Annotated in this window: 20 protein-coding genes; 11 read left to right on the top strand and 9 right to left on the bottom strand. The window is 61.3% G+C overall.

Translation table 11 applies throughout. The features are described from left to right. Positions 1-50 precede the first annotated feature (50 nt). Genes zigA through C4J91_RS27205 form a run of 3 tightly spaced genes read left to right on the top strand, consistent with a single transcriptional unit; the run spans position 51 to position 2911 of the window. Positions 51-1259, top strand: coding sequence for a zinc metallochaperone GTPase ZigA (gene zigA, locus C4J91_RS27215; RefSeq protein ID WP_124365044.1), 1209 nt, complete (start codon positions 51-53; stop codon positions 1257-1259). Next, positions 1259-1903 carry a DUF1826 domain-containing protein gene (locus C4J91_RS27210; RefSeq protein WP_124365043.1) on the top strand — a complete coding sequence of 215 codons (645 nt, stop codon included), beginning with the start codon at positions 1259-1261 and terminating at the stop codon, positions 1901-1903. Before zigA ends, C4J91_RS27210 begins: the two co-directional genes overlap by 1 nt. Before the next feature lie 45 nt (positions 1904-1948). Next, complete coding sequence (locus tag C4J91_RS27205) at positions 1949-2911, top strand: GTP-binding protein (protein WP_124365042.1); 963 nt, start codon at positions 1949-1951, stop codon at positions 2909-2911. Here the strand turns inward: C4J91_RS27205 and C4J91_RS27200 are convergent. After that, positions 2905-3300 carry a DUF3301 domain-containing protein gene (locus C4J91_RS27200; RefSeq protein WP_124365041.1) on the bottom strand — a complete coding sequence of 132 codons (396 nt, stop codon included), beginning with the start codon at positions 3298-3300 and terminating at the stop codon, positions 2905-2907. The two genes, C4J91_RS27205 and C4J91_RS27200, sit on opposite strands and share 7 nt — an antisense overlap. Positions 3301-3417: 117 nt before the next feature. On the opposite strand from C4J91_RS27200, the gene pdxY reads away from it, so the two are divergent. After that, positions 3418-4290: a pyridoxal kinase PdxY gene (gene pdxY, locus C4J91_RS27195; protein ID WP_124365040.1), complete on the top strand. Its 873-nt coding sequence runs from the start codon at positions 3418-3420 to the stop codon at positions 4288-4290. 128 nt (positions 4291-4418) lie between these two features. Here the strand turns inward: pdxY and C4J91_RS27190 are convergent, their stop codons facing one another. Next, the gene (locus C4J91_RS27190) at positions 4419-4904 is read right to left on the bottom strand and encodes an acyl-CoA thioesterase (RefSeq protein WP_034110411.1); all 486 of its coding nucleotides are present in this window, start codon (positions 4902-4904) and stop codon (positions 4419-4421) included. Positions 4905-5182: 278 nt separating this feature from the next. On the opposite strand from C4J91_RS27190, the gene C4J91_RS27185 reads away from it, so the two are divergent. Beyond that, positions 5183-6946, top strand: a complete 1764-nt coding sequence (locus tag C4J91_RS27185; protein ID WP_065936464.1) for a cation:proton antiporter — start codon at positions 5183-5185, stop codon at positions 6944-6946. 13 nt (positions 6947-6959) lie between these two features. Here the strand turns inward: C4J91_RS27185 and C4J91_RS27180 are convergent, their stop codons facing one another. The 3 genes from C4J91_RS27180 to uvrD form a co-directional block, all read right to left on the bottom strand. Then, on the bottom strand, positions 6960-7367 hold the full coding sequence (locus tag C4J91_RS27180; protein ID WP_078735291.1) for an SMI1/KNR4 family protein: 408 nt from the start codon (positions 7365-7367) through the stop codon (positions 6960-6962). Positions 7368-7502: 135 nt separating this feature from the next. Then, on the bottom strand, positions 7503-8372 hold the full coding sequence (locus C4J91_RS27175) for a Tim44 domain-containing protein (protein WP_124365039.1): 870 nt from the start codon (positions 8370-8372) through the stop codon (positions 7503-7505). A 309-nt stretch (positions 8373-8681) separates the two neighbouring features. Continuing rightward, on the bottom strand, positions 8682-10865 hold the full coding sequence (uvrD, locus tag C4J91_RS27170; protein WP_124365038.1) for a DNA helicase II: 2184 nt from the start codon (positions 10863-10865) through the stop codon (positions 8682-8684). 267 nt (positions 10866-11132) lie between these two features. On the opposite strand from uvrD, the gene C4J91_RS27165 reads away from it, so the two are divergent. From C4J91_RS27165 to C4J91_RS27945, 3 genes are all read left to right on the top strand, one after another. Further along, positions 11133-14006 (top strand): EAL domain-containing protein, encoded by a 2874-nt coding sequence (locus tag C4J91_RS27165; RefSeq protein ID WP_124365037.1) that lies wholly within the window; start codon positions 11133-11135, stop codon positions 14004-14006. 162 nt (positions 14007-14168) lie between these two features. Further along, positions 14169-15035: a transcriptional regulator HexR gene (gene hexR / locus C4J91_RS27160; RefSeq protein WP_003177007.1), complete on the top strand. Its 867-nt coding sequence runs from the start codon at positions 14169-14171 to the stop codon at positions 15033-15035. 209 nt (positions 15036-15244) lie between these two features. Then, positions 15245-15442, top strand: coding sequence for a PA3496 family putative envelope integrity protein (locus C4J91_RS27945; protein ID WP_124365036.1), 198 nt, complete (start codon positions 15245-15247; stop codon positions 15440-15442). On the opposite strand, the gene C4J91_RS27150 is transcribed toward C4J91_RS27945, so the two are convergent. Continuing rightward, entirely contained in the window at positions 15372-16346 is a 975-nt protein-coding gene (locus tag C4J91_RS27150; RefSeq protein WP_124365035.1) for a LysR family transcriptional regulator, read from the bottom strand. The two genes, C4J91_RS27945 and C4J91_RS27150, sit on opposite strands and share 71 nt — an antisense overlap. 195 nt (positions 16347-16541) lie before the next feature. Between C4J91_RS27150 and C4J91_RS27145 the strand changes: the two genes are divergently transcribed. Both C4J91_RS27145 and oadA read left to right on the top strand, forming a co-directional pair. Then, positions 16542-17957 carry an acetyl-CoA carboxylase biotin carboxylase subunit gene (locus C4J91_RS27145; RefSeq protein WP_003195732.1) on the top strand — a complete coding sequence of 472 codons (1416 nt, stop codon included), beginning with the start codon at positions 16542-16544 and terminating at the stop codon, positions 17955-17957. Between the two features lie 11 nt (positions 17958-17968). Next, entirely contained in the window at positions 17969-19777 is a 1809-nt protein-coding gene (gene oadA, locus C4J91_RS27140; protein WP_124365034.1) for a sodium-extruding oxaloacetate decarboxylase subunit alpha, read from the top strand. Between the two features lie 81 nt (positions 19778-19858). On the opposite strand, the gene C4J91_RS27135 is transcribed toward oadA, so the two are convergent. The 3 genes from C4J91_RS27135 to C4J91_RS27125 all read right to left on the bottom strand — a co-directional run bounded on the left by C4J91_RS27135 (position 19859) and on the right by C4J91_RS27125 (position 22977). After that, complete coding sequence (locus tag C4J91_RS27135; RefSeq protein ID WP_124365033.1) at positions 19859-21169, bottom strand: autotransporter domain-containing protein; 1311 nt, start codon at positions 21167-21169, stop codon at positions 19859-19861. A 159-nt stretch (positions 21170-21328) separates the two neighbouring features. Then, positions 21329-22159 carry an amino acid ABC transporter permease gene (locus C4J91_RS27130; protein WP_124365032.1) on the bottom strand — a complete coding sequence of 277 codons (831 nt, stop codon included), beginning with the start codon at positions 22157-22159 and terminating at the stop codon, positions 21329-21331. After that, positions 22156-22977 carry an ABC transporter substrate-binding protein gene (locus tag C4J91_RS27125; protein WP_124365031.1) on the bottom strand — a complete coding sequence of 274 codons (822 nt, stop codon included), beginning with the start codon at positions 22975-22977 and terminating at the stop codon, positions 22156-22158. Before C4J91_RS27125 ends, C4J91_RS27130 begins: the two co-directional genes overlap by 4 nt. Positions 22978-23089: 112 nt before the next feature. Here C4J91_RS27125 and C4J91_RS27120 point away from each other — a divergent pair, with 112 nt between their 5' ends. Then, the gene (locus tag C4J91_RS27120; RefSeq protein ID WP_124365030.1) at positions 23090-23998 is read left to right on the top strand and encodes a homocysteine S-methyltransferase family protein; all 909 of its coding nucleotides are present in this window, start codon (positions 23090-23092) and stop codon (positions 23996-23998) included. Positions 23999-24023: the final 25 nt, after the last annotated feature.

The following is a 24023-nucleotide window of genomic DNA, read 5'->3' as shown; positions in this document are numbered from 1 at the left end:
ACATAAAAACAAAGCCTGGCTCGACCGGGCAGCCTGATGAGAGCGAACCGATGCCCAACCGTCTACCCGTCACCGTGTTGTCCGGCTTTCTCGGCGCCGGCAAAAGCACCCTGCTTAACTATGTACTGCGCAACCGCGAAAACCTGCGGGTGGCGGTGATCGTCAACGACATGAGCGAAATCAACATCGACGGCAGTGAGGTGCAGCGCGACGTCACCCTTAATCGCGCTGAAGAAAAGCTGGTGGAGATGAGCAACGGCTGCATCTGCTGCACCCTGCGCGAGGACTTGCTCGAAGAGGTCGGCAAGCTCGCCAGGGAAGGCCGGTTCGATTACTTGCTGATCGAATCCACTGGCATCTCCGAACCCATGCCTGTGGCCGAAACCTTCACGTTTCGCGATGAAAACCAGCAGAGCCTGGCGGATGTCGCACGCCTGGACACCATGGTCACAGTGGTCGACGGGGTGAATTTCCTGCTCGACTACCAAGCCGCAGAAAGCCTGGCCTCACGTGGGGAAACCTTGGGCGAGGAGGACGAGCGCTCGATCACCGACCTGTTGATCGAACAGATCGAATTCGCCGACGTGATACTGGTCAGCAAGATCGACCTGATCAGCAGTCACGAGCGCGAAGAACTGATGGCCATCCTTGAGCGCCTCAACGCCCAGGCGCAAATTATTGCGATGGTCATGGGGCAAGTGCCGCTGAACCAGATCCTCAACACCGGCCGCTTTGATTTCGAACGGGCTGCCCAGGCACCGGGCTGGTTGCAGGAGTTACGCGGTGAACACGTGCCGGAAACCGACGAGTACGGCATTGCGTCCACCGCTTACCGTGCGCGCCGTCCGTTTCACCCACAGCGGTTTTTCGACTTTATCGACCGCCCGTGGGTGAATGGCAAACTGCTGCGTTCCAAAGGCTTCTTCTGGCTGGCCAGCAAACACCAGGACGCCGGCAGTTGGTCCCAGGCCGGTGGTTTGATGCGCCATGGCTTTGCCGGGCGCTGGTGGCGTTTCGTGCCGAAAAGCCAGTGGCCGCAAGACGCAGAAAGTGTCGCGGCGATCATGGACAACTGGCAACCGAGCACCGGTGATTGCCGTCAGGAACTGGTGTTTATCGGCCAGCACATCGACTTTGCGCAGATGCGCGCCGAGCTGGACCAATGCTTGCTCACGGATGAAGAAATGGCCCTGGGCATCGAAGCTTGGCGCCAGTTGGCCGATCCCTTTGGCCCTTGGTATGAAGAGGCAGTCGCCTGATGTTGGCCCCGCTTACTCCCCTGCGCCCGGTGGTTCGCCAAACCCGCGGGCAAACCCCGCTGGCGCTGGCTGACATCCTGGAAGACGGCGTGAACCTGGCGCTGTGGCAGCGCCAATTACCCTTGCACATCGCCGAATTCGCCGCCTTGGTCGTGGCGCTCGATGAGCCGCTGGCCGAAGCACTAGTTATCGAGTTGGACCGCGAAGACAGCGCGCCGAACCTGCAGGGGCTGGCGCCCCATTGCCGCGATCTTGAAGGCTATGACGGTTTTATCGCCGACGTGTCCTGGCTGGTCAGCGCATTCGCCTGCCTGCTGGGCGCCAGGCGCATCGGCGTGCGTCTGCGCCTGCTGGACAGGGCCATGTGCCCGCGTTTTCACGTCGACCATGTGCCTGTGCGGCTGATCACCACCTACGCTGGCGTCGGCAGCCAATGGCTGCGCGAAGGCGTCATGGACCGCCGACGATTAAGCCAGCCCGACGCAGAGCCCACCGAGCGCATCGAGCAAATTCTCTGTGGAGAGGTGGCCCTGCTCAAGGGCACCAAATGGCATGGCAACGAAGACCATGGCCTCATTCACCGCTCACCTGCACTGAAAGCCAATGAGCGTCGCTTGATCCTCACACTGGATTGGCTTGCATAAACGCGTAGGATCAAGCGCTCTACACGGTCTGAATGATGCCAACCCATGCTGCAGAACATTCCCACCCATGTGATTGCCGGGCCCTTGGGCGCCGGCAAGACGAGCCTGATCAAACACCTGCTTGCCCAACGCCCGGCCAACGAGCGCTGGGCGGTGCTGATCAACGAGTTCGGGCAGATCGGCCTGGACGTGGCCTTGCTCACTCAAGCTGACGATGGCATTGCCTTGGGCGAAGTGGCGGGTGGCTGCCTGTGTTGTGTGAATGGCGCGCCGTTCCAGGTAGGCCTGGGTCGGTTATTGCGTAAGGCCAAGCCGGATCGGCTGTTTATCGAGCCGTCGGGCCTGGGCCATCCGGCGCAGTTGCTCAAACAGTTAGGCGAAGCGCCATGGCAAGGCGTGCTGGCGGTTCAGCCCTGGGTGCTGGTGCTGGACGCCCAGGCCCTGGCAGCGGGCAAACCCTTGCCGCAAGCGCAGCAGGAGGCGCTGGCCGGTGCCGGCTTGCTGGTGTTGAACAAGGATGAGGCGCTGGACGCTGCGCAACGCCAGGCTATTGAGCAGCGGTTATCTGGCAGCGCGCTCTATTGGACGCGCCAGGCTCAGTTGCCTCTGGAACACTTGCCTGGCTTGAAAGCCCAGGCTGGCGGGGTTGTGGATAACTTCGCGGTGCCCCAAGGCTTAGCGCAAATGCCGGCGATCTGGAGCGACCCCACGTTGCCGATCTGCTTGAGCCAGGCCGAGGAAGGTGGCTGGAGCATCGGCTGGCGCTGGCATCCGAGCCAGCGATTTGACCTGGAACGAGTGAGCCAATGGCTGACGAGTCTGCAATGGCGTCGCGCCAAACTTGTTATCCACAGCCGTGACGCGTGGATGTCCGCCAACGCTGTGGATAACAGTCCACTCGTCTGGCAGCCCAGCGAATGGCGCCGCGATTCACGTATCGAATTGATCTTCAGCGCACCACAGAACGTGGCGGCATTGCAGGCCGCTCTGGCTGCCTGCCGTTACTGACGGTTCTTGGTTGCGTGGTCCTGGCGCCACTGGCTCAGCTCGATGACGTTGGCGCTGGGCAGCGGCTCCTTGGCTTCGAACGGGTAGGGCGCCAATTCAATCTGCGCGCTGTGGGCGCCAAATTGGGTAATGGTGCCGCTGTGGCGAGCCTCGCCCGTCACGGTGAACTCGAAATTGTAGACCCGTGCCAACCGGCGCCGACCCTTGGCATCCTTCACGAAACCGATGCGTTTGAGTGCCACCGCGCCATCGAGCAGTTCGATATCGAGCTTGGCGCAGTGCTGCTTGACCCGCTCCAACGCGCGCTCGCGCAGGCCATGGTTGTGCCAGACCCAAGCGGCGCCGGTCGCCAGCAGCATCAACACGAACATGTTTCCCAGGGTCAGCATTGCATGAACTCCAACAAAGTGAGCGCAGCTTAACTGTGTCGCCGGTCTGTCGTACAGGCTGCGTTTAGTCGCATACTGCGCGGCCAGAATTTCAACGGCTTTATGGACATCTCCTGCATGAAACGCACACCCCATCTGCTTGCGATCCAGTCTCATGTGGTTTTCGGCCACGCCGGAAACAGCGCCGCCGTGTTCCCCATGCAGCGGGTCGGGGTGAATGTATGGCCGCTCAACACAGTGCAGTTCTCCAACCACACACAGTATGGCCACTGGGCAGGTGAAGTGCTGGCGCCGCAGCAGATTCCGGCATTGGTGGAAGGTATCGCAGCCATCGGCGAGTTGGGTAACTGCGATGCAGTGCTGTCCGGCTACCTCGGCAGTGCGGATCAGGGGCGTGCGATTCTTACCGGCGTGGCGCGCATCAAGGCGCTCAATCCCAAGGCGATGTACCTGTGCGACCCGGTGATGGGCCATCCTGAAAAAGGCTGCATCGTGCCGCAGGAAGTCAGTGATTTCCTGCTGAACGAGGCGGCGGCCATGGCGGATTTCCTGTGCCCCAACCAACTGGAGTTGGACAGCTTTGCCGGGCGCAAGCCGCAATCGCTGTTCGATTGCCTGGCGATGGCCAAAGCCCTGCTGGCGCGCGGGCCGAAGGCGGTGCTGGTCAAGCATCTGGATTACCCCGGCAAGCTGCCGGACGGCTTCGAGATGCTGCTGGTGACGGCCGATGGCAGTTGGCACTTGCGTCGGCCGCTGCTGGCATTCCCGCGCCAGCCGGTGGGTGTGGGCGACCTGACGTCAGGGTTGTTCCTGGCGCGGGTGCTGCTGGGGGATAGCCTGGTGGCGGCCTTCGAATTCACCGCCGCAGCGGTGCACGAGGTGCTGCTGGAGACCCAGGCCTGCGCCAGTTATGAACTGGAACTGGTGCGGGCGCAGGATCGCATTGCCCATCCCCGCGTGCGGTTCGAGGCCACGCCGATCAGCCTGTAAGCACACAGAACCAATGTGGGAGGGGGCTTGCTCCCGATGGCGGTGTGTCAGTCAGCATGTTCGAGACTGATCCACCGCTATCGGGAGCAAGCCCCCTCCCACATTTGATCCGGTTCGCAGCTTGGAATTCAAGGCGCGTCGGCCTTGATTTCCTGATAGCGCTTTTCCAATTCCTGGCGAATCTGCCGACGCTGCTGGGCCTGTACGAAGCGGCGTTTGTCTTCGCTGTTGTGCGGCTGCAAGGGTGGCACGGCGGCCGGTTTGCGCTGGTCGTCCACCGCCACCATGGTGAAAAAGCAACTGTTGGTATGACGCACTGAGCGTTCACGGATGTTCTCGGTCACCACCTTGATGCCCACTTCCATCGAGGTGTTGCCGGTGTAGTTGACCGACGCGAGAAAGGTCACCAGCTCGCCGACATGGATCGGCTCGCGGAAAATCACCTGGTCTACCGACAGCGTGACCACATAGCGGCCGGCATAACGGCTGGCGCACGCGTACGCCACTTCGTCGAGGTACTTGAGCAGGGTGCCGCCGTGGACATTGCCTGAGAAATTGGCCATGTCAGGGGTCATCAATACCGTCATCGACAGCTGGGCGTTTCCGGGTTCCATAGCACACTCACGGGTTGTAGGCATTGGTTGGGTAGGGCACCTCTGCGGGTGCTGGGGTCTTTGCAGCGCCATCCCTAACGGGACGCCAGTGGACGGCTTGCCGTCACGCGCGGGTCGATCTGTTTCCATATATTGCACCGGCTTTCCGGCGGAAGTCGCGGTGTTAACCTTCAAAAGCCCATCTCCGGGCATTTCTTACGATCACGGCAGACTTTTCTTTCAGCGGTAGCACACGCGGAAAGTGAGAAAGCGCCAGCCATTTCAAGGAGCCCTTCGCCATGCACGCCATCAGTTTTATCCAGGATCTGGCCGTGATCATGTTGGTGGCAGGGGTTGTCACCATTCTGTTTCATCGCCTCAAGCAGCCGGTGGTGCTGGGTTACATCGTTGCCGGCTTCATCATTGGCCCCCACACGCCGCCGTTCGGCCTGATTCACGATGAAGATACGATCAAGACCCTGGCAGAACTGGGGGTGATCTTCCTGATGTTCTGCCTGGGCCTGGAGTTCAGCCTGCGCAAGCTGTTCAAGGTAGGCGCCACGGCGTTTATCGCGGCGTTCCTGGAAATCATCCTGATGATCTGGATCGGCTACGAAATCGGCCAATGGTTCGACTGGAACACCATGGACTCGTTGTTTCTCGGCGCGATCCTGGCGATTTCCTCGACCACCATCATCGTCAAGGCGCTCAATGACCTGAAGATGAAGAACCAGCGGTTCGCCCAGCTGATATTCGGCGTGCTGATCGTCGAGGACATCCTGGGCATCGGCATCATTGCTTTGCTGTCGAGCATCGCCGTCAGTGGCACGGTCAGCTCCGGCGAGGTGTTTTCCACCGTGGGCAAGCTGTCGTTGTTCATGATTGTTGCGCTGGTGATTGGCATTCTGCTGGTGCCCCGCCTGCTGGCTTACGTCGCCAAATTCGAAAGCAACGAGATGCTGCTGATCACCGTGTTGGGCCTGTGTTTCGGCTTCTGCCTGCTGGTGGTCAAGCTCGAATACAGCATGGTGCTGGGGGCCTTCCTGATCGGTGCGATTATGGCCGAGTCACGCCAGCTGATTAAAATCGAGCGCCTGATCGAGCCGGTGCGCGACATGTTCAGTGCGATTTTCTTCGTGGCCATTGGGTTGATGATCGACCCGCAGATCTTGCTGCAGTACGCCTGGCCGATTGCGGTGATCACCGTGGCGGTGGTGTTGGGCAAGATGCTGTCGTGCGGGCTGGGCGCGTTTATCGCTGGCAACGATGGCCGCACCTCGCTGCGGGTGGGCATGGGGCTGTCACAGATCGGCGAGTTCTCTTTCATCATCGCGGCGCTGGGGATGACCCTGCAAGTGACCAGCGACTTTCTCTACCCGGTGGCGGTGGCGGTTTCGGCGATCACCACCTTGCTCACGCCTTACCTGATCCGCGGTGCCGACCCGCTGTCGTTGAAAATTGCCGCCGTGATGCCCCAGCGCATGAGCCGGGTATTCGGGATGTATGGCGAATGGCTGCGCAGTATTCAGCCTCAAGGCGAAGGCGCCATGCTGGCGTCGATGATCCGTAAGATCGTGCTGCAAGTAGGAGTGAACCTGGCGCTGGTGATCGCGATCTTCTTCGCAGGAAGCTTTTTTGCGGCGCGCATCGGTGGGTATCTGGAAGGCTGGATCAGCGATCAAAGCTGGCAGAAGGCATTGATCTGGGGAGGGGCGTTGCTCTTGTCGCTGCCGTTCCTGATTGCGGCGTATCGCAAGCTCAAGGCGTTGTCGATGTTGCTGGCCGAGATGAGCGTGAAGCCGGAAATGGCGGGCCGGCATACCCAGCGGGTGCGGCGGGTGATTGCAGAGTTGATCCCCATCCTGTCACTGCTGGTGATCTTCCTGCTGTTGGCAGCCTTGTCGGCCAGTATTCTGCCGACCAACAAGTTGCTGGTGCTGATCGCGGTAGTCACGGCGGCGGTGGCGGCGGTGCTCTGGCGCTGGTTCATCCGCGTGCATACGCGGATGCAGGTGGCCTTGCTGGAGACGCTGGATAACCACAAGGATACGCCGGAGCACTAGCGGGGTTTGGGAATCAGCTCTCCAGCCAGACGTCCCGTGCCCAGTGCCACACCGACTCCCAGGTCTCTTCCTGGACCAGTTCTTCCTCGGCGGACCACAGCACCACGGTGCCGTCTTCCTCGACGCAGTAGTAATCGTCGCCATCCTGGCAGATCGGGATCATGCTGCGATCAACCCCGGCATCCCAGGCGTTGGCGGCAACATCCGGCAGATAGGTGTGGGATTGCGGGTCGGTGACGGTCACCGGCTCAAGGCTGCCGTAGACCACGTCGCTGACGGTCAGCAGGAATTCGCGGAACACAAACGGGATGTCGATGAACAGTTGTTCCTCGATTTCCACCAGTTGGTCTTCGTCAGGCAGCTCCAAAGGAACCGGGACCGGTTCGTTGGCTTCACGCAGTTGTTCGATGATTTCTTCCACGGCCGGGATCCTCTTGCTAGTAGGCGCGGTTTATAGGGGCGTTTTATACAGTAGCTCGCTATAAGTGCAACCGTGAAATAGAAAACCCCGGACATGTCCGGGGTTTTTGTTACCGCGTGCTCAAACGAGCAGGTATCAGCCGTTCTGGCGGATACCGGCGACCAGCCATGGCTGGTTGTCGCCCTGGGCGCGTTCCATGTTCCAGCTTTCGCTGAACACTTCGCCCTGGTCGAAACGCGAGGTCTTCGACACACCGCTGAAGGTCAGGGTGGCGATGGTCTTGTCGGCGCGATCATCCACGCCTTCCAGTTGTACGCGCAGGTCGTCGATATAAGTCGACTGGAAGGCGTCACCCAGGTCGGCGCGTTCGCGCTTGAGGAACTCGAGCAGTTGCGGGGTCACGAACTCGGAGATCTTGTCCATTTCGTTGGCGTCCCAGTGCTGCTGCAGGGACTGGAAGTGGCTGCGGGCCGCTTCGACGAAACGCTCTTCGTTGAACCAGGCCGGTGCGTTGATCACCGGACGGGCGGCGGCAGGCGCTGCCGAACCACCGAAGATCGAACCCATGGCCGGTTTTTGCTCGAACACTTCACGCTGCATCGGCGCGCCGGCCGGAGCCAGGTGCTCCTGCTGCTTGCGGCGACGGGCGGCGATAAAGCGGAAGATCACAAAGGCGATAACGGCCAGGATCAGGATGTCGAAGATCTGCATGCCCTGGAAGCCGCCGCCCATGAACATGGAGGCGAGCAGGCCACCGGCGGCGATGCCGGCCAATGGGCCCAACCAGCGCGAAGCACCGCCGGCCTTGGCAGCAGCGCCCGCAGCACCGGCCGCGCCTGCGGTAGCCGCAGCACCGCCGGCACCGGCGGATGGAGCCATCTGGCTGGTCTGGTGGGTCGGTGCCGAGCCCATGCTTTTGCCGCCACCGAAGCGTTTGGCGTTGGCGTCGAGGCTCATCGTCAAGCCGATGCACAACGCCATGGCGATGCTAAGAAAACGTTTCATAAAGGGAATTCCCATTTGTGGATTGCACGCGCGCCATGTTGCACAGGTGTCGTGACAGTGGCTAGCGACATAATGTTTCGGGCTTTTACGTAGGACCGATTCAGAATGGTCTGTAGGACTTATTACAGATATTGGCTCCATACTCGTCTAAAACAAGGGCGAGCCATGAGTCTTCATGTTACGCAGTGTTTCATAGGCGGGCTTATTGTGGCGAGGGAGCTTGCTCCCGCTGGGCTGCGCAGCAGCCCCAAAAACGGGCGCGCTGCGCACGCCGGCGGGAGCAAGCTCCCTCGCCACAAACGATCGGCTTCAGACCGCCTCAAGCTTCGCGTAGCCCATCATCAGCCACTTGCTGCCCTCGGCGAAGTTGACCTGCACCCGCGCCTGGGCGCCAGCGCCTTCGAAATTGAGGATCACGCCCTCGCCGAAGATCGCATGCCGGACCTGCTGGCCCAGGCTGAACGGGGTTTCCGGGATCTCGGAGCCGGCAAACATAGTGCTGGAGTTCTGCTGCTGACCACCGCCGAACGGGCGACTGACGCTGTTGGACAGGCGCACTTCCTGGATCAGCCCCTTCGGCACTTCACGTACGAAGCGCGACACCTTGTTGTAGGTCTCGCTACCGTACAGGCGTCGGGTCTCGGCATAGGTCATCACCAGGTTCTGCATGGCCCGGGTAATGCCCACGTAAGCCAGGCGGCGTTCTTCCTCAAGGCGGCCGGGCTCTTCCAGGCTCATCTTGTGGGGGAACAGGCCTTCTTCCATGCCCACCAGGAACACATACGGGAATTCCAGGCCCTTGGCACTGTGCAAGGTCATCAGCTGAATGCTGTCTTCATGCTCGTCGGCCTGGGTATCGCCAGCTTCCAGCGATGCGTGACCAAGGAAAGCGGCGAGCGGGGTCAGCTCTTCATCGTCCTCGGTGTTTTCGAAGGCGCGGGCTGCGCTGACCAGTTCCTCGAGGTTTTCTACCCGGGCCTGGCCTTTCTCGCCTTTCTCCGCCTCGTGGTAGGCGATCAGCCCGGACTGTTCGATCACGGTCTGGGTCATCAAATGCAGGGGCATTTCCGCGCATTTGGCCGCGAGGTTCTCGATCAGCTCGACAAACACGCCCAATGCGCCGGCTGCGCGGCCTGTCAGGCCTTTATTGGCGATGAGCAGGCGCATGGCCTCCCACATCGACACATCGGCATGGCGGGCGTGTTCGCGAATGGCCTCGACGGTTTTTTCACCGATGCCACGGGCCGGAATATTGATTACTCGCTCCAGCGCCGCATCGTTGCCGCGACCTTCCAGCAAGCGCAGGTAGGCCATGGCGTTCTTGATTTCCGCGCGCTCGAAGAAACGCTGGCCGCCATAGATGCGATACGGGATGCGCTCGCGCAACAAGGCTTCTTCCAACACCCGCGATTGGGCGTTGGAGCGGTAGAGAATAGCGATGTCGCTGCGCGCCAGGCCGGTTTTCAACGCGCTTTCGATGGTTTCCACCACATAGCGCGCTTCATCGTGCTCATTGAACGCGGCGTACAGGTTGATCGCTTCGCCTTCGCCGCCGTCGGTCCACAGCTCTTTGCCCAGGCGCCCGGTGTTGTTGGCGATCAAGGCGTTGGCGGCCTTCAGGATTCCGGCGGTGGAGCGGTAGTTCTGCTCGAGGCGGATAGTCACCGCGTCCGGGAAGTCTTCGGAGTACTGGTAGATGTTCTCGATTTTCGCGCCGCGCCAGCCGTAGATCGACTGGTCATCATCGCCCACCACCATCAGGCTGTCGCCACCCTTGGCCAGCAGGCGCAACCAGGCGTATTGCACGGCGTTGGTGTCTTGGAACTCGTCCACCAGAACATGCCGGAAGCGCTTCTGGTAATGGGCCAGCAAGCCGGGGTTATCGCGCCACAGGTCGAGGGCACGCAACAGCAGTTCGGAGAAGTCGATCACGCCGGCGCGTAAGCAGGCCGCCTCGTAGGCTTCATAGATGCTGCGCATGGTCGCCAGGAACAGGTCACCGCTGGCCTGGATATGTTGCGGGCGCAGGCCTTCGTCTTTCTGGCCGTTGATAAACCACTGGGCCTGGCGGGCCGGCCAACGCTGTTCATCGAGGCCCAGCTCGCGGATTACCCGCTTGACCAGGCGTTGCTGGTCGTCGCTGTCGAGGATCTGGAACGTCTGGCTCAGCCCCGCTTCCTGCCAATGCGCCCGCAACAGGCGGTGCGCCAGGCCGTGGAAGGTGCCCACCCACATGCCGGCCGGGCTGATGCCCATCAACTGCTCGATGCGATGGCGCATCTCGGCAGCCGCCTTGTTGGTGAACGTCACCGACAGGATGGAATGGGGAGAAGCGTTCTCGACCTGGATCAACCAGGCGATACGGTGCACCAGCACTCGGGTTTTACCGGAGCCAGCACCGGCCAGGACCAACTGACGGCCAACGGGGGCCGCTACGGCCTGGCGTTGGGCATCGTTGAGGGAGTTCAGCAAAAGGGAGAGATCATCGCGCATCGGCGCATTCTAGGGTGCCGGGGGGAGAGGGGCAAATCCCAATGCCGGGTGGTCGACACAAAACCACCTGCGCGCAAACATTCTGCGGACGCGGATGACCGGTTAGTCATGCGCCACAACCCGCGTGCCGTCTCGTTCAAGCTGTCTGGGACAACGTTTTGCGCTCAACCGGCGAGAGGTTTTTATGACCTGGAGCGGTTTGGTCCGAGCGCTTGCTTGTGTATGCTCCGACGACGTTTCGGGCTCACCATTATAAGAACACTGCCTATGACCTTTGACACTGACCTGTTCGGCCCCTCGGCGGCGCCTGCGCAGGTTATCCGCAAACACTACGCCACCGAGATCGCGGTCGAGCGTACACGCCTGCTGTATCAGGGCTCGCTGCTGCCGACCCTGTTGATGCTGGTCAACGGTTTGGTCTGCGCCTGGCTTTTGTGGGACCCCAAGCACTACCTGCTCGACAGCGTCTGGCTGGTCTGGTTGCTGGCCCTGGTGGCGATGCGCGTCATCCAGGTGGCGGCGTTTGATTCGGCGATGCCCAGCCGGCAGGCCCAGCCCGTCTGGCGCCGCATGTTCATGCTCGGTTCAGCGGTCAGCGGCCTGACCCTGTCGATCGCCGCCATCGCCCTGGTACCGACCGACAGCTTCATGCAACAGGCCTGGGTGTTCGGCCTGATCGGCGCGGCGACGTTGTCGGCCAGCGTGGCCTATGCCGTCAGCCTTTGGGCCTTTCTGTCCTTCGCCTTGCCCTGCCTGTTGCCGGTCATCGCCTATCTATTCTGGAACGGCACCTCGCGGCAACAGGGTTGGGGCGTGCTCGGTCTGATCCTGTTGGCGTCATTAAGTGTGGTGGCGTGGCAGGTCAACCGCCTGATCCAGCGCGGGCTGCTGCGACGCTTCCAGAACCAGGCCCTGATCGAGCATTTGCAGCAGGCGCAGCAGCGCAGCGAGCAGTTGAACCAGGAACTGCTGCGCGAAGTCGAACAGCGCCGCGAGGTCGAACAGGAACTGCGTGAAGCCCAGGTTGGCCTGCAAGACCGTGTGGCGCTGCGCAGCCAGGAACTGGACGCCGCCAGCCTCGCCCTGAATCAAAGCGAGGCGCGCCTGGCCATGGCGCTGCAGGCCAGTGAACTGGGCCTGTGGGACTGGAACCTGCAAACCGATGAGGTGCACCACACCCAGCTCAAGGAACTGTTCGGCCTGGAACCCGAGTTTGTCACCGCGATGCTCAGCCATCTCAAGCCGCGCCTGCACCCAGACGACCTGCCGCTGCTCAAGCACGCATTGGTGGAGCATCTCAAGGGCCGCAGCGAGGACTATCAGGTGGAATACCGGATCCGCCACGGCGACGGGCACTGGGTGTGGATCGAGGACCGTGGGCGCGCGGTAGAGCGTTCGCCCAGTGGCCGGGTGATCCGCATGCTCGGCACGCGCCGTGACATCAGTGCCAGCAAGGCCGTGGAAGAACAGCAACGGCTCGCCTCGACGGTGTTCGAGGCCGCCAGCGAAGGCATCGTGATTCTCGACCCGAACTATGTGCTGCTCGCCGTCAACCAGGCGTTCAGCCGTGTCACCGGTTTTGACATCGACGACATGCTCGGTCGCAATGTCGTGGAGCTGCCCAGCAGTCGCGATGCCCGACGTCACTTCCCGGTGATCCGCCAGGCGCTGCTCAGCCACGGCACCTGGCAGGGCGAGTTGGTGGAAACACGCAAGAACGGCGAGCTGTACCCGCAGTGGCTGCAGCTGAGCGTGGTGCGCGATGTTCGCGGCAATGTCAGTCATATAGTGGGCTTCTTCGCCGATCTGTCCGCGCGGCGCGAGTCCGAGGAGCGCATGCGCTACCTCACCCATTACGACGAGTTGACCGGCCTGGCCAACCGTTCGCTGTTTCGCGAACGGCTGCGCGAAGCGCATCAACGCGTACGTCAGGGTGGGCGCAGCCTGGCGCTGCTGCACATCAACCTCGACCGTTTCAAGCTGCTCAATGACAGCCTTGGCCATGAAGTGGCCGACCAACTGTTGCAGAAAATGGCGCGGCGCTTGATCAACGCACTGCCGGAAGCCGACACCATTGCACGCCTGTCCGGTGATGAATTCGCTGTGCTGTTCGACGCCTATGGCAACCTGTCGAGCCTGGCGCGAGTGGCGACTCGGCTGCTGGCCAAGCTGCGCGTGCCGGTGACGGTGGAGGGGCATGAGCTGGTGGTCAGCGCCTCCATGGGCGTCAGCCTGCTGCCGGATAACGCGCGGGAAATTTCTGCGCTGGTCAGCCAATCAAATATGGCGATGCAGCACGCCAAGCACTTGGGCGGGAACAATTTCCAGTTCTACACCGACAGCCTGCAAGCCAGCACCCTGGAGCGCTTGCAACTGGAAAATCATCTGCGCAAGGCCATCGACGAGGGCCAGCTCACGGTGTTCTACCAACCCAAACTGTGCCTGGCCACCGGCAAGCTTAATGCGGTCGAGGCCCTGGTGCGCTGGGAACATCCGCAGTGGGGCCTGGTACCGCCGGGAGACTTCATCGGCCTGGCCGAAGAAACCGGCCTGATCGTGCCGTTGGGTGAGCTGGTGTTGCGCCAGGCGTGCTGGCAGGCCTGTGAGTGGCAACGCCAGGGGCTGGCGCCGATTCGGGTGTCGGTGAACCTGTCGGTGCATCAGTTGCGCCAGGGCAAGCTGGTCAGTCTGGTGCGCCAGGTGCTGGAGGAGACCGGGCTGGACCCGCAATACCTCGAGTTGGAATTGACCGAAAGCCAGCTGCTCGACAGTGTCGAGCACATCATCACCACCTTCCGGCAGCTGCGTGACCTGGGCGTGAAGCTGGCCATCGACGATTTCGGCACCGGCTATTCATCCCTCAGCTACCTCAAGCGCATTCCGGTGGACTACGTGAAGATCGACCAGACCTTTATCCGGGGTCTTGGCCAGGGCCGCGAGGATGCGGCCATTACCCGGGCGATCATTGCCATGGCCCATGGGTTGTCGCTCAAAGTGGTGGCCGAAGGCGTGGAGGACCAGCAGCAACTGGATTTTCTGCGAAGCGAGCAGTGCGACGAGGTGCAGGGTTATCTGATCAGCCGGCCGATGGACGCTGAGGGGCTGGCAGATTTGTTACGAAAAAATCCAGATTTTTCTTAACGGCTCGAGTGGCGTCCCTGTGGCTACAAAGCCTCTGCCCTTAGTTTCAGAGGGGAGCGGGGCGATTTAGTGCTGCATCAGGCGGGCAAAACGGCAATTCTTGTAGTATAACTACAAGCTTGCTACATCCCTGGCGTCTGCCAATAACAAGAGTCCTGCCCTTTGAACCTGTTGCAACATATCGCCCAGTCGCGCCACCTGTTACGCAAATCGGAACTCAAGGTTGCCGATCACGTGCTGCTTGACCCTGCGGCTGTGATGCACAGTTCCATGGCCGACCTGGCCCACAGCGTGGGTATCAGTGAGCCGACCATCGTGCGCTTCTGCCGCGCCATTGGTTGCTCCGGGTTCCAGGACTTGAAACTCAAGCTGGCGCAAAGCCTGGCCGCGGGCGCGAGCTTCGGCCAATTTGCGATCCATGAAGACGACTCGGTCGCCGATTACAGCCTGAAAATCTTCGACACCACCTTGCACACCCTGATGGAAGTGCGCGAGAAGCTCGACCCGGTGGAGCTGCAAAAGGCCGTGACCGCGATGTCTCAGGCCCAGCGCGTGGAGTTCTATGGCTTTGGTGCTTCCGGCGCGGTAGCGGCCGACGCCCAGCACAAATTTTTCCGCCTGCTGCTCACGGCGGCGGCCTACAGCGATCCGCACATGCAGGCAATGTCGGCGGTGACCTTGAAGCCCACCGACGTGGCTATCTGTATTTCCCAGTCCGGGCGCTCCAAAGACCTGCTCATCACCGCCAACCTGGTGCGTGAAAGCGGCGCTTCGCTGATCACCCTATGCCCGAGCCAGACGCCGTTGGCGGAATTGTCCACGGTGAACCTGGCGATCGACGTACACGAAGACACCGAGATCTACACGCCGCTGACCTCACGCATTGCCCACCTGGTGGTGATCGACGTGTTGGCAATGGGCGTGGCCATGGCCCGCGGGCCGAGCCTGGTCAACCACCTCAAGAGCGTGAAGCGCAGTTTGCGCAGCTTGCGGTTGTCGCCCAAGTCGGTCAAAGCCCTCGACGACTAAGCCTGCACACAGCTCCAATGTGGGAGGGGGCTTGCCCCCGATAGCTATAGGCCAGTCAATAAATCTGGTGACTGACACTGCGCCATCGGGGGCAAGCCCCCTCCCACATTTCGAATCGCCGCATCCTCAGAATCTTCATCAGGCTGTCATAGCCCCGTCATCCCCCGCGCCCATCCTGTACTCCCCGTACTCGCATTGGGAGACTTGAAATGGCCCGGCCCTACGAAGACAGCAACAGCACCGTCAAGACCCGTCGTCAGCAGGAAGACCAGCGCCGCATGGCGTTCCGTCGCGCAATCGAAGACCGCTGCGACCAGCGCCAACTGCTGCAGAGCATTAGTGACTACCCTGAACTCCATTGGCAGGCACCCTTGGCTGCCCAGCGAAACGCTCAGCCAGCGCGCTGATCTGCACCCGTTCACTGCGGATAAAGCCCAGGAACGCATGGGCCACCGGTGACAAGCGTTTGGCTTTGGCTTGCACCAGGCACCAGCTGCGGTACAGCGGCAGTTCCTCCACCGGCAGCTCCTTGAGCCCGCCGGTGGCTACTTCCAGGTTGACCGCATGGCGCGTCAACAGCGCCACGCCCAGCCCGGCGCATACGCATTCACGCTGCGCCTCCGCCGAGGCCACTTCCACGGTCTGGGTGAAGTGCACGCGTTTCTCCTTGAAGTATTCCTCACAGGCCAGTCGCGTGCCGGAACCCGGTTCGCGCAGTACCAGCGTGTAAGGTTCCAAGTCTTGCAGGCGCAGCGGCCCTTGCAGGCTCAGCGGATGATCCGGTGGCGCCACGGCGACGATCGGGTTGTTGAGGAACGGCAGAAATTCCAGCCCCATGTCCTGGGGCACCATGGACATGATCACCAGATCGTCGCGGTTGTCGGAAAGCCGGCGAATCACCTGGGCGCGGTTGACCACCGTCAGGTGCAGCTGCACCTCCGGGTGCTGGCGCTTGAAAGCGGCAAACAGGTGCGGCACGAAGTATTTCGCACTGGATTCGATCGCCAATTTGAGCTGGCCCTGCAGCGAGCCCTGCATGTCCGACAGCTGCATGTCGAGGTTTTCCAGGCGCCCGAAAATATCCCGGCTGGCTTTTTGCAAGGCTTCGGCGGCCTCGGTCATGTAGAGCTTTTTGCCGACGTAATCGAACAACGGCTGGCCGAGCAGCTCTTCGAGCTGGCGAATTTGCAGGCTGACGGCAGGTTGGGTGAGGGACATTTCCTCGGCCGCACGGCTGTAGGAACGCAGATCGCACACTTCATTGAAAATCTGCAACTGACGCAATGTCATACGCATCAATGACTTACGCATTAATTAACTCCTCACGCCCGGGTCGTCCGGCCAACTATAAGTCTTTACTTATACACAGCCCAACAATTATTGATTTTTGTTAATCCTCAAGTGCGCATAGTGTGTGTCTCGCGACTGTCATGAAACATTTGGTCACGCGCCGACCCGCCTACAACGGGTCGATGAACGCAGCAATCGGCTCAAGGGAATTTCCAAGTGATAAAAAAGATCCTGATCGCCAACCGTGGTGAAATTGCCGTACGAATCGTGCGTGCCTGCGCCGAGATGGGCATTCGCTCGGTCGCGGTTTATTCGGACGCCGACCGCCACGCGTTGCACGTCAAGCGTGCCGACGAAGCCCACAGCATCGGTGCCGAGCCCTTGGCCGGCTACCTGAACCCGCGCAAGCTGGTGAACCTGGCTGTGGAAACCGGTTGCGATGCGCTGCACCCTGGCTACGGCTTCTTGTCGGAAAATGCCGAATTGGCAGACATCTGCGCCGAACGCGGAATCAAGTTCATCGGCCCGTCGGCGGAAGTGATTCGCCGTATGGGCGACAAGACCGAAGCGCGCCGCAGCATGATCAAGGCCGGTGTGCCGGTCACGCCGGGCACCGAAGGCAACGTCGCCGACATCCATGAAGCCCTTACCGAAGGCGACCGTATCGGTTACCCGGTGATGCTCAAGGCCACGTCCGGTGGTGGCGGGCGCGGTATCCGTCGTTGCAACAGCCGCGAAGAACTCGAACAAGCCTTTCCCCGGGTGATTTCCGAAGCCACCAAGGCCTTCGGTTCGGCGGAAGTGTTCCTGGAAAAATGCATCGTCAATCCCAAGCACATCGAAGCGCAGATCCTCGGTGACAGCTTTGGCAACGTCGTGCACCTGTTCGAGCGCGACTGCTCGATCCAGCGCCGCAACCAGAAACTCATCGAAATCGCTCCCAGCCCCCAGCTCACCCCTGAACAGCGCGCCTATATCGGCGATCTGTCGGTGCGTGCGGCCAAGGCCGTGGGCTACGAGAACGCCGGCACCGTGGAGTTCCTGCTCGCCGAGGGCGAGGTGTACTTCATGGAGATGAACACCCGGGTGCAGGTGGAACACACCATCACCGAAGAAATCACCGGGATCGACATCGTCCGCGAGCAGATCCGCATCGCCTCGGGCCTGCCGCTGTCGGTCAAGCAGGAAGACATCCAGCACCGTGGCTTCGCGTTGCAGTTTCGTATCAACGCCGAAGACCCGAAAAACAACTTCCTGCCAAGCTTCGGCAAGATCACCCGTTACTACGCCCCCGGCGGCCCCGGCGTGCGTACCGACACGGCGATCTACACCGGCTACACCATCCCGCCGTTCTATGACTCCATGTGCCTGAAACTGGTGGTGTGGGCGTTGACCTGGGAAGAAGCCATGGACCGCGGCCTGCGTGCCCTGGATGACATGCGCCTGCAAGGCGTGAAGACCACCGCCGCCTACTACCAGGAAATCCTGCGCAACCCGGAATTCCGCAGCGGTCAGTTCAATACAAGCTTTGTGGAAAGCCACCCTGAGCTGACCAACTACTCGATCAAGCGCAAACCCGAAGAGCTGGCCCTGGCCATCGCCGCCGCCATCGCCGCCCACGCAGGCCTGTGAGGAACATTCCAATGTCTAAGAAAATCTTCGTAACCGACACCATCCTGCGCGACGCCCACCAATCGTTGCTGGCGACCCGCATGCGCACTGACGACATGCTGCCGATCTGCGACAAGCTCGACAAAGTCGGCTACTGGTCCCTGGAAGTCTGGGGCGGTGCGACCTTCGACGCCTGCGTGCGCTTCCTCAAAGAAGACCCGTGGGAGCGCCTGCGCCAACTGCGCGCCGCATTGCCCAACACGCGCCTGCAAATGCTGTTGCGCGGCCAGAACCTGCTGGGCTACCGCCACTACAGCGATGACGTGGTCCGCGCGTTCGTTGCCAAAGCCGCCGTTAATGGCATCGATGTGTTCCGCATCTTCGATGCGATGAACGACGTGCGTAACCTGCGCGTGGCCATCGAAGCGGTCAAAGCCGCCGGCAAGCACGCCCAGGGCACCATCGCCTACACCACCAGCCCGGTGCACACCGTCGAGGCGTTCGTGGCCCAGGCCAAGCAGCTCGAATCCATGGGCTGCGACTCCATCGCGATCAAGGACATGGCCGGCCTGCTGACGCCCTACGCCACCGGCGAGCTGGTCAAGGCGCTGAAAGCCGAGCAGAACCTGCCGATCTTTATCCACTCCCACGACACCGCGGGCCTGGCTGCGATGTGCCAACTCAAGGCCATCGAAAACGGCGCCGACCACATCGACACCGCCATCTCCAGCTTCGCCTGGGGCACCAGCCACCCGGGCACTGAGTCGATGGTCGCCGCCCTCAAGGGCAGCGAATTCGACACCGGCCTGGACCTGGAACTGCTGCAGGAAATCGGCCTGTACTTCTATGCCGTGCGCAAGAAATACCACCAGTTCGAAAGCGAGTTCACCGCTGTCGACACCCGCGTGCAAGTCAACCAGGTGCCCGGTGGGATGATTTCCAACCTGGCCAACCAGTTGAAAGAGCAGGGCGCGCTGAACCGCATGAGCGAGGTGCTCGCCGAAATCCCCCGCGTGCGTGAAGACCTTGGCTTCCCGCCGCTGGTCACCCCAACCTCGCAGATCGTCGGCACCCAGGCGTTCTTCAACGTGCTGGCCGGTGAGCGTTACAAGACCATCACCAACGAAGTGAAGCTCTACCTGCAAGGCGGCTACGGCAAGGCGCCGGGCACTGTGAACGAAAAGCTGCGCCGCCAGGCCATCGGCAGCGAGGAGGTGATCGACGTACGCCCGGCTGATTTGCTCAAGCCGGAAATGACCAAGCTGCGCGGTGAAATCGGTGCGCTGGCCAAGTCCGAAGAAGACGTGCTGACCTACGCCATGTTCCCCGACATCGGCCGCAAGTTCCTCGAAGAGCGCGACGCCGGCACGCTGGCGCCGGAAGTGCTGCTGCCGATCCCAGAAGCCGGCGGCGTGGCCCGTGCCGGTGGCGAAGGCGTGCCGACCGAGTTTGTCATCGATGTGCACGGTGAAAGCTACCGTGTGGACATCACCGGTGTCGGGGTGAAAGCCGAAGGCAAGCGCCACTTCTACCTGTCCATCGACGGCATGCCCGAAGAAGTGGTGTTCGAACCGCTCAACGAGTTCGTCAGCAGTGGCGGCAGCAAGCGCAAGCATGCCACCGAGCCAGGCCATGTCAGCACCGCGATGCCAGGCAATATCGTCGACGTGCTGGTCAAGGAAGGCGACGTGGTCAAGGCCGGCCAGGCGGTGCTGATCACCGAGGCGATGAAGATGGAAACCGAAGTGCAGGCCTCCATCGCCGGTAAAGTCACCGCCGTGCATGTGGCCAAGGGCGACCGCGTGAACCCTGGCGAAATCCTGATTGAAATCGAAGGCTGATACCTAGCCTTCGACACTACCGCTTAAACCTCGGGGGGCATGTGCCCCCTTTTTTTTGCCTGCTGATCAGGCATTGGCGCCTTAGAACGCCATCGCCCACTGCCCCATCAATCCCTGGTTGCGACTCGTGCTGCCGAATTCGGCGGTGTAGGCCAGGCCCACGGTGTGTTCAGCCGACAGTGCCATGTCCATACCGGTACGCAGCGCCAGGCTGTTGCGGTCCAGAGCAGTGCCGCCGATGGTGAACTCGCTGTTGAAGTCCTCTCGTTTATTCCAGGAAAATGACTGGCGAACGCGACTGTTGACGTCGCCATACAGGTGTTTCCATTGGGTGCTCAGGTGCGGTTTGAGGGTCATCTGGTTGCCTATTGCAACGTCGTGGCTCAGGCGCAGACCGAAGGTGCTACTGAAGTTTTGCTGGGTTTGTGCACCCACGTCCAAAGCGCTATAGCCGCCTTTTTCCTGGAAGCGGTCGCGCTGATAACGTTGAAAACCTGCGTTGGCAAAGGGCTCGGCGTGCAAGCCGCCGATATCCAGTTGATAGCCCGCCTCTGCGAATACGTTTTGGCTCTGGGCGTTGTACTTGCCGGTGAGGTTCTGGCGATGGTCAATGAGGTCGAAATCGACCGTACGTTTGTTTTTTCCGGTATGGCTGCTGTAAAGCGCGCCCAGGCGCAACGCCAGTGGTCCGTCTTGACGCACGGCGTAAGCGCCCAGGTGCCAGCTGTCCAGATCACCCTTGAAACGCGTGGCGTTCAGTTCGCTGCCGGACTTGCCGGCCACCACGCCCAGCCGCCATGCGTGATCGATTGACCAGTCAGCACCCAGCAGCAGGCCTTGGCTGCGTTGCTTCAGACCGGCACTGCCGTGTTGGGCATCGAGCCTGCCGCTATTGCCCAAGCCTTGGAACCACACGCGTCCCGTCTCGCTGGTGTTGTTGTCCAGCAGACGTATTGCCGACAACAGGCTGTCGTTCAATTGTTTCATGCTGTTTTGGGTGGCGGTGCCCAAGTTGGCGTTCTGGCTGCCTGCCAATTGCTCAAGCACGGCACCTAGCCTGCCTGGCTCCAAAGTGCTGAGGTACTGGCCGTATTGCTCAAGATGGTCTTTTTCCCATTCGTGCAGTTCGTCCGACGCCAGCAGTGTCTCCACTGCGGAGTCCAACACATGGGCGACGCTCAAGCCGTTGCGGCTGGTAGCCGTGTTGGCGAAGTAGAAGTCTTCAGGCGCCGGGAGGGCCGGTTCGAAATATTGTTTTCCACCGTTCACCGGAGCCGGCTCAAGCCATTCACTGTCTGGCTCGATGTCGCCGCGTGCCTGCGCCTGTTGAGTGCTGATCGCTGCGAACGCCAGGGTGATGGCCAGTGCGAGTTGTTTGTGTATGAGCGGCATGTAAACCCACCTCTTAATGTATGAGGCTGGGAATTTAGCGGGGTGCCGGGGGGATAAATGTCGGCCTGCGAGCCGATCGTTTGCGGGAGATGTCTCTCGTCTGGTGCGATTAAAAACAATGAGCGATAGGGCGGATCACGGTAGTTGCTTTGCTGCCCGTCATCCTCGCCTTACGTACCCTTTGCCATAGTGCCGCTCCATGCGCGCCTGGATCAGCTCCAGCCCCAGGGACATCACCCAGTAGATGATCGCCGCCGTGGTGAGCATCTCGATATAGCGATAGCTTGAGCGCCCATAGGATTGTGCGAGGAACATCACTTCCCACACGCCCATCACTGAGATCAGCGACGAATCCTTGAGCATCGAGATGAACTGGTTGGTGGCCGGCGGGACGATGGTGCGCATGGCCTGGGGCAGCGTAACGTGCCAGAAGATCGCGCTGTCGCGCATGCCCAGGGCCAGTGCCGCTTCCCGTTGGCCATGGGGCACGCCGAGGATGCCGGCGCGGAAGATTTCGCTCAGGTAGGCGCCGTAGTTCAGCGACAGCGCGATGATCCCGGCGACGATCGCGCCCGGAACCAAGCCCAGTTGCGGCAGGCCGAGGTAGATCAGCAGGATCTGGATCAGCAGCGGCGTACCGCGAAAAAACGATGCATAGAACGTGGCAACGCCGAAGGCCAGGGCGCTTTTCGACACGCGTCCCAGCGCAGTGACGAAACCCAGCACCGACGACGCCACGATCGAACACAGGCACAGAAACAGCGTCAGCGCCGCGCCTTGCAGGAAGCCGTTGGGCGCCAAGTGCACGCCAACCAGGTTGGGCAGCTTGTCGAGGATGATCGAGAACTTCAGGTCAAAGCTCAGGAAGAAACTGGCAAACAGGCAAAACAGCGCGGCCCAGGTCAGGTACAGCCGCGTGCGAAAGCCGAACAGCCGCCGCAGCCGCGACGTGGTTACCGGGGGTTGGGGCGGGGTCGGGAATGCGGTCATTGGCTGATGTCGGCGCCGATCCATTTTTGCGACAGCTTGCTCAAGGTGCCGTCCTGCTTGAGCTGGGCGAAGACCTCACGCACTTTGCTGTCCCACTGCGGGTCGCCTTTTTCGATGGCGACCGAGTTGGGCTCCGAGTAGAGCGGCTCGCCGGCCAGCTTGAAGCGCTTGTCGGCGGTCAAGCGTGGTTGGGCGGTCACCAGGTTGGTGAGGATCGCGTCCAGGCGCACGCCAGCGCCCAAGCCGAGGTCTTGGAAGGCCACGTTATCGGTGTCGTACGGCGCGATCTGCACGTCCTCGAACGGATACTGCAGTTGCGTGTCTTCGGCGCCTTCGATCACCAGGTTCTTGTTCAGATAGCTCTCGTAGCTCGATGCGCTGGTCAGGCCGACTTTCTTGCCGCTCAGGTCCTTGGCGCCGTGGATGCGGTCATCCTTGGCATTGACCACGATCACCGCAGGCGAGGCGTAGTACTCCACCGGGAAATCGAACACTTCGGCGCGCGCCTTGCTCGGGGTCATGGAGCAGATGCAGATGTCGTAGCGCCCGCTCCAGCGGCCGGCGGCGATCACGTCCCAGGACGGGGTTTCCAGGCGAAGCTTCACGCCCAGTTTTTGTGCCACGGCCTTGGCCACGTCGACGTCAAAGCCGTCGAGCTGGTTCTGCTCATTGAGAAACGAAAACGGCGGATAGCTCTCCATCAGCACGCCCACCAGTTCTTTCTTTTGCTCAATCCGATCCAGGGTCGTACCGCCGAAGGCCTGAGTGGCGGCAGCGAGCATTGTCAGGCCCAGGGCCAATAGCGGTTTAAGTTTCAAAGCAGACACCCGAAGAAAAAAGAGTTGTTATGAACCGGTTGGTGCGTATTAAATAGTTATAAGAACGACTCTCATAGTGAGTTATTTTCATAAGCATATGAGTAAAAGCTATATGAGCGCACAACCTACAGTAATTCTCGATGGCGGTATGGGCCGTGAGCTGCAGCGCCGTGGCGCGCCGTTCAGGCAGCCGGAGTGGTCGGCGCTGGCGTTGAGCGAAGCGCCTCAGGCGGTTGAGGCGGTGCACGCGGCGTATATCCAGAGCGGCGCCAACGTGATCACCAGCAACAGCTACGCCGTTGTGCCCTTTCATATTGGTGAGGCGCGATTCGCCGCCGAAGGTCAGGCGCTGGCGGCCCTCGCTGGTGAATTGGCCCGCCGTGCGGTGCAGGCTTCAGGCCAGGCGGTGCGGGTGGCGGGTTCATTGCCGCCGCTGTTCGGTTCTTATCGGCCGGATTTGTTCGAGCCTGGGCGGGTGAACGAGCTGCTGACGCCTCTGGTCAACGGCCTGGCGCCCCATGTCGATCTGTGGCTGGCGGAAACCCAGAGTTCCATCGTCGAGGCGCGGGCGATCCAGGCCGGGCTGCCGAAAGACGGTAAACCGCTCTGGCTGTCATTTACCTTGAAGGACGAAGACACGGACGACGTGCCACGCCTGCGCTCAGGCGAACCGGTGGCGGACGCCGCCGAAGCGGCAGCGCAGTTGGGCGTGGAGGTGCTGCTGTTCAACTGCAGCCAGCCGGAAGTGATCGGCGCGGCGATTGACGCTGCCCGCCAGAGCTTCGAGCGCCTTGGCGTGGCGATCCAGCTTGGCGCCTATGCCAACGCGTTCCCGCCGCAACCCAAGGAGGCCACGGCCAACGATGGCCTCGACCCGCTGCGCGATGACCTCGACCCACCCGGCTATCTGCACTGGGCGGCCGATTGGCAGGCGCGCGGGGCCAGCCATCTTGGCGGTTGCTGTGGGATCGGGCCGGAGCATATTGCGGTGCTGGCCAAGCACTTTACCCCCAACAGTTAAGGCTTTTTTGTAGGAGCGAGGCGGG

Source organism: Pseudomonas sp. R3-52-08 (assembly GCF_003851745.1).
GTDB lineage: Bacteria > Pseudomonadota > Gammaproteobacteria > Pseudomonadales > Pseudomonadaceae > Aquipseudomonas.
This window is presented reverse-complemented; position numbering and strand designations above follow the sequence as displayed.